Raw genomic sequence first — 5,459 nt, forward strand, 5'->3', positions numbered from 1 at the left:
TAGGCAGCCTGATGATCCCGTTTTTTACGAAGTTGAATATCCAATGTGTGTCCATCTTTATCAATTGCACGATAGAGATAACGCCATTCTCCCTTAACTTTGATATAAGTCTCATCCAAATGCCAAGATAAGCGTGCAGATTTATTTTTCACTTTCCAAATTTGATAGATGAGATTGCCATATTCATGAACCCATCGCATGATAGTTGTTGGGTGAACTGAAATACCACGTTCTTTCAGGATTTCAGATACATCGCGATAACTTAAAGAAAAACGGCAGTAGTAGCCGACAGCTACTAAAATAATATCTTTCTTGAATTGTTTTCCTTTAAAATATCTCATGTCTGATTCTCCTAGATCCTGTTTTCTAGAGTGTAGCTTCATGTAGAAAACTTTGCAACAGAACCAATTAGATGTAATTTGATTATTGTTTTGGCATAATCCATACAATTTGTTGAATGCGTACAATATACGGTACCGTATATTCAATGAGCAAATGATCTGGTTTCACATCTTTTAACTTTCCTCGTACATTACCTCTTACAGTTTCAATAACCACATGTTTACCAATTACTGATTGTAATGTCTGATATACGTAGGGATTAGGTACAGTTACCATATTTTGTTCACTAAAGTCATTTCCCTCCAAATAACTCATTCTATCAGACTCCTTTCTAACTTGCATTCTTTCTCTTAATATATGATATAAATCTTATAAATATGCTAGAAGGATAATTCATTATATGAACGAAAATAACATTTAAGTGGAGGGGGAAAATAAGCCGATATGTTTTCATGGAAGAAATATCTTTAAAAGCAATTGAAGGACATGGAGTAGACTTATCTACTTTTACATTAAGAGGATATATGATTGAAGGTACTGAGGCCATTCGTCCAGAAAGTCATGAACGTATTAAAATAGAAGATATCTATCCTGAAATTAGAAATGTAAGGAATGCAAAAAGAGAAATCTTTACAAAACGTAAAAATCCGGAAGATATTTTAAGACAAGTCAAAATAAAAAAGAAAAGATAAAACTGAACTGTACTCTCTAAAATGGACAGTTTAAGTTAGCTTTTTTATTTTTTATGTAATCAACTAATTTAAATAAATCCCTCGTACTACGAGTAATCCGAGTTAAATCTGTTACACAAATTGTATCGTCTTCCCTAAGATCATTTAACATATTTTGAAGTTCAGCTCTGTCTTGAGTAGCACCTGACACCTTTTCTTCATATATAATGTCCATTCCAATTTCCTTCATTTTTTATTTGTTCATAGATTAAGTGATACAAGGAAACCTTGATACGTCTACAAAACCGCTTCAAAAGGTGTACCTTTTGATACTGTACAAACAAATTAGTAATAAATTTCTCAATATGGATATTGTCACTGTTTTTATCTATAATATTCAAAATTAACAGTTAATGTAATATGATAAAAAAGTGATGGTTATCACCCTATTTGTTTCTCCTTATGCCATAGATAAGACCAACTCTGGTCTTATCTTTTTTATTTATGGGGTCTTGCTACACATTCATTAACTTAAAAAAATCTTTTGTTATGAGATATTTGTTGTCATTGGCTTGATGGCGTGTAGCTTTGGAATAAAGATTGATCAAATTGATACTAATAACCTTGATAAATGCTCAAAAAGAAAGAGCGTGTTTTGAAAAAAGATTGATCAAAACACGCTCTTAATATATTCAATTGAATCATTATTTTATAAAAAAGTTTGATTATATCTCAAAAATTTCTTCAATTCCCTTCATTACTTCAAAGGATCCGGAACTTTTATTTGAAAGTATTACTATCTTGATTCCTGACTTAGGATAAAAAGCAGAATGGAAGCTTACGCCAGGGTCATATCCCATTACATGATACTTAATTATAGATTCTTCATTTTTAGTGATCCAAAGTCCATATCCATAATCTACCCCATCTTTAACATGGATTTGTGAATTCAAAAGTATTTCTGTACATTCTTTACTCAAAAGCTGATGATTAAACAATGCTTCCCAAAATTTGATCATATCTGATGGTGTGATAAAAGCACCCCCATCAGCTCCACCTTTTATCGGAATAGAGTAAATATTCGTTCTCCATGTTCCATCTTTATTATCTATGTACCCATAGGCAGTGTTTTTAGGGAGTTGATCTAAAGGAAAATATCCTGAATCACTCATACCACATCGCTGGAAGAGATTTGATTCAATATAGTTGGTAAAAGAAAGTTCTGATTGTTGTTCTACGATTAAACCTAAAACAATGAATCCAGCATTATTGTAGTGGAATTTATCTCCAGGTTGGAACATCATATTCTCCTTTTGAAATAAAGGAAGAAAATCTTTTACGTCATTCAAAAGATACATAGGTGTTTGTTTCCAAAGGTCTTCAAAGTTATCCATTACTTGTTCATCAAAATAGTCCGGTATTCCAGAAGTGTGAGTCAAAAGGTGATGAATTGTTATGTCTTTGTTAAAATGCGGAAATTTTATGTTCAAACAATCTTCAAGACGAGTTCCAAATGATAATAAACCTTTTTCAACGAGTTGGCAAATAGCAACAGCTGTAAACAACTTACAGCCAGATGCAATTCCAAAGCGTGTATGAACAGTATTCAATTTTTTATCAGCCCTGTTCGCATAACCAAATGCTGATTCAAATAAGACTTCATTGTTATCCTTGATGTAAATAGCTCCAGAAAATTGTTCATCTATTATGTTATGAATTGCTTTAGTAAGGTTTAAAACTCGATTGCTCAAAATAATCCTCCTCATTTTATTAAATTAATGCTATTCGTTTTGTCTTTTCTCCTTCATTAATAGATAATAATGTATTATTTCTCATTTCAATACGAAATTCCTTTTACTCATTAATACCAGGAGAGAATAAAGTCCAGCTTTTCAGGACAGGATTTTGATTAAACATTTTTACAAACGGTTTAACTTCATTCAAAACATCACATCTTTTTTTAAAACACCGTGACTTTATTTAAAAGCAACATTATAAATAGCGTATTTTTTCATTTTAGGGGTTATTTTATTTTGTTAGCTTGATAGCGATGTGGCGGTACCCCTTTTACTGATGGAGTAGCTACAAGATAAACAAGATTTTTCACTAAAATACATTCCTCCAAAATGAAATAAAAAAAGAACACTAATTTCCTTAAGTGGTCTTTTTTGCGTAAGAGTTTTCATTTAGAGACACTCAAAACCCGAAAAGAAATCAGAAAAATATTTATCAATACTTTATTACATAAGAAAAGTTTAAAATTTTTAAAAACAGCAAAAAAATTGTGATATATTCCTAATATAGAATATTAAGGGATAAATACTTAATATTACCAATCTAAGTATCTCCAATTGTTCATTTGGAACTATTAAGAAAATATTAGTTATATAGATATAAAAAGCGTATTATTCAGTAAATAAAATGCAAAAGGAGAATGAATATGTATAATCAAGTAATACAACTTTTAGAAGAAGCCGATATACCTTATTCGCAATATGAACATGAACCAATTTTAAATTATGATACAGATAGAAAGATTAGAGAAAGATTCAACTTGGAAGGGGTCCCAAGTAAAAGCTTATTTTTAAAAGACAAATCTGGAAAAAATTATGTACTTGTTACCATTGAGGGAGAAAAATTAGATTCAAAACTTATGAAAGAGCTAACAGGAAAGAGAATTTCTATTTGTTCAGAAGAAGAGTTAATTGAAAAAACTTCTTGTGTTCCTGGGTGTGTAGCACCATTCGGATATCAAGAGGAAATTACCCTAGTTATAGATCGAAAAATTTATAACTATAATAAGTTTCTACTATCTCCAGGCGTACCTGAGCTAACAATTGAAATACACACAAAAGATATCGATAAAATTTTAGATATAGTGAAAAATAGTATTTTATTTTATGAGAAAAAATAATAAATTTATAGGCATACTAAGGAGGAGCTAGCATGGTAATACAATCTACCAAATCTTATTTGTATGATCAAAAAAGAATTCTTAAAGAACAAAGTATAGACTTCTTAGAAGATTGGAAAATACAATCTTTCAATAATTTTCATACTAGCATTATGGATAATTCTAAGCCATTCCCTTGTTATTTTGCAGTAGATTCTGAGAAACATGGATGGTCCAGATATTTATTTGCCGATTCGGCCTATGATGAAAGAGAGTTAATGAAACTTAGAGATGGGATTTATGAATATATAAAAACATATCAACAAATTGCAAAACGAACTACACTCGTAATATTTTTCAAGCCTTCAGATAAACAATTGATGGCTGAAGAGTATAAAAAACAATTCTGGAATGTACTACAATTTTTAATAAAACATGACCCTGAACCATGGAATTCAGAGATACCAACAGACCCTTATCATGCTAAGTGGGAATTTTGTTTTGCGGGTGAACCCATATTTGTGGTCTGTAGAGCTCCTATTTATGCTGAGAGAAAGAGTAGATACACAGACACTGGTCTCGAAATTACTTTACAACCTCGAGGAACCCTGGATGATATTACAGGCGATACAAAACAAGGGAAACAAGTTCGTAAAGTCATTAGAAAACGATTGTTAGCATATGATGACATTTTAATTCACCCTGATATAGGTGATTATGGTACAAAAGATTCATACGAATGGAGACAATATATGTTACCCGAGACGAATGATGAAAGTGTAGTAAGATGTCCTATTACAGGTGTAAAGAAATATGATTAGCATGATATTTAGCTATATATTGTTAGGAGTTTCTCTTTCTGCTCCTGTAGGTCCAATTAATGTGGCTCAAATAAATAAAGGAATAAAGAATGGTTTTTGGAGTGCCTGGTTGGTAGGAGTAGGCGCAATGTCAGCAGATATAATTATGATGTTACTAATTTATTTTGGTGTTTCGACATATCTAACGACTCCAATTGCCCAACTTTGTATTTGGATTTTTGGTTTTGTTACAATGCTTTACTTAGGATATGAAAGTATTAAAGATGCTCCTAAACAAGTACAGCATTCTTTAACAGGCGAAAAGGAACATCCCTTCAAATCCTTTCTATCCGGATTCGCCATTGCTATTTCAAATCCACTAAACATTGTATTTTGGATAGGGATTTATGGTTCAGTTCTCACTAATGCAATAAATACGATTGGGAAAGAACAGGCTTTATGGTATAGTACAGCTATTTTTGCAGGTATTATGTTGTGGGATTTATTTATGGCTACATCCATTCATTTAGGTAGACGCTTTGTAAATCGTGTTGTTATGAAATGGATTTCCATTTCAGCAGGTATTATTTTAATTGGTTTTGGTATTTATTTTGGTTACCAAGCTGTGCTAGAAATCAAACATTTATTATAGAATTCTTAATAGGGATCACCATACATGCCCATCAACTTAAGAATTTTATAACACCCCAAAACAAAAAAATGCACATTTTCTCCTGGAGATGTCAATTTTTT

At 31.4% G+C, this 5,459-nt stretch carries 7 protein-coding genes and 1 pseudogene; 4 read left to right on the forward strand and 4 right to left on the reverse strand.

Annotated elements, in window-relative coordinates; genetic code table 11:
* The coding region (locus tag JDS96_RS29440) for an IS6 family transposase (protein ID WP_199668956.1) at positions 1 to 341 on the reverse strand (341 nt) is incomplete at its 3' end.
* Positions 342 to 423: 82 nt separating this feature from the next.
* Positions 424 to 657: a YuzF family protein gene (locus JDS96_RS29445; protein WP_199668803.1), complete on the reverse strand. Its 234-nt coding sequence runs from the start codon at positions 655 to 657 to the stop codon at positions 424 to 426.
* A 137-nt stretch (positions 658 to 794) separates the two neighbouring features.
* Between JDS96_RS29445 and JDS96_RS29450 the strand changes: the two genes are divergently transcribed.
* Entirely contained in the window at positions 795 to 1,034 is a 240-nt protein-coding gene (locus JDS96_RS29450) for a hypothetical protein (RefSeq protein ID WP_199668957.1), read from the forward strand.
* A 31-nt stretch (positions 1,035 to 1,065) separates the two neighbouring features.
* Here the strand turns inward: JDS96_RS29450 and JDS96_RS29455 are convergent.
* Together JDS96_RS29455 and JDS96_RS29460 are read right to left on the reverse strand one after the other, a co-directional pair.
* A pseudogene (locus JDS96_RS29455) lies at positions 1,066 to 1,266 on the reverse strand (recombinase family protein); the annotation flags it as partial.
* A 472-nt stretch (positions 1,267 to 1,738) separates the two neighbouring features.
* A complete protein-coding gene (locus JDS96_RS29460; RefSeq protein WP_176523920.1) occupies positions 1,739 to 2,779 on the reverse strand; it encodes a serine hydrolase domain-containing protein in 1,041 nt (346 codons plus the stop codon).
* Positions 2,780 to 3,453: 674 nt separating this feature from the next.
* Here JDS96_RS29460 and JDS96_RS29465 point away from each other — a divergent pair.
* From JDS96_RS29465 to JDS96_RS29475, 3 genes are read left to right on the forward strand one after another with little or no spacing between them, the layout of a single operon-like run.
* The gene (locus JDS96_RS29465) at positions 3,454 to 3,927 is read left to right on the forward strand and encodes a YbaK/EbsC family protein (protein ID WP_199668959.1); all 474 of its coding nucleotides are present in this window, start codon (positions 3,454 to 3,456) and stop codon (positions 3,925 to 3,927) included.
* A 32-nt stretch (positions 3,928 to 3,959) separates the two neighbouring features.
* On the forward strand, positions 3,960 to 4,727 hold the full coding sequence (locus tag JDS96_RS29470) for a YqcI/YcgG family protein (RefSeq protein WP_199668960.1): 768 nt from the start codon (positions 3,960 to 3,962) through the stop codon (positions 4,725 to 4,727).
* Entirely contained in the window at positions 4,720 to 5,358 is a 639-nt protein-coding gene (locus JDS96_RS29475) for a LysE family transporter (RefSeq protein ID WP_033796786.1), read from the forward strand. The genes JDS96_RS29470 and JDS96_RS29475 overlap by 8 nt, the downstream gene beginning before the upstream one ends.
* Positions 5,359 to 5,459: the final 101 nt, after the last annotated feature.

This window comes from Bacillus cereus group sp. N21 (assembly GCF_016483395.1).
GTDB classification, from domain to species: Bacteria; Bacillota; Bacilli; order Bacillales; family Bacillaceae_G; genus Bacillus_A; species Bacillus_A pseudomycoides.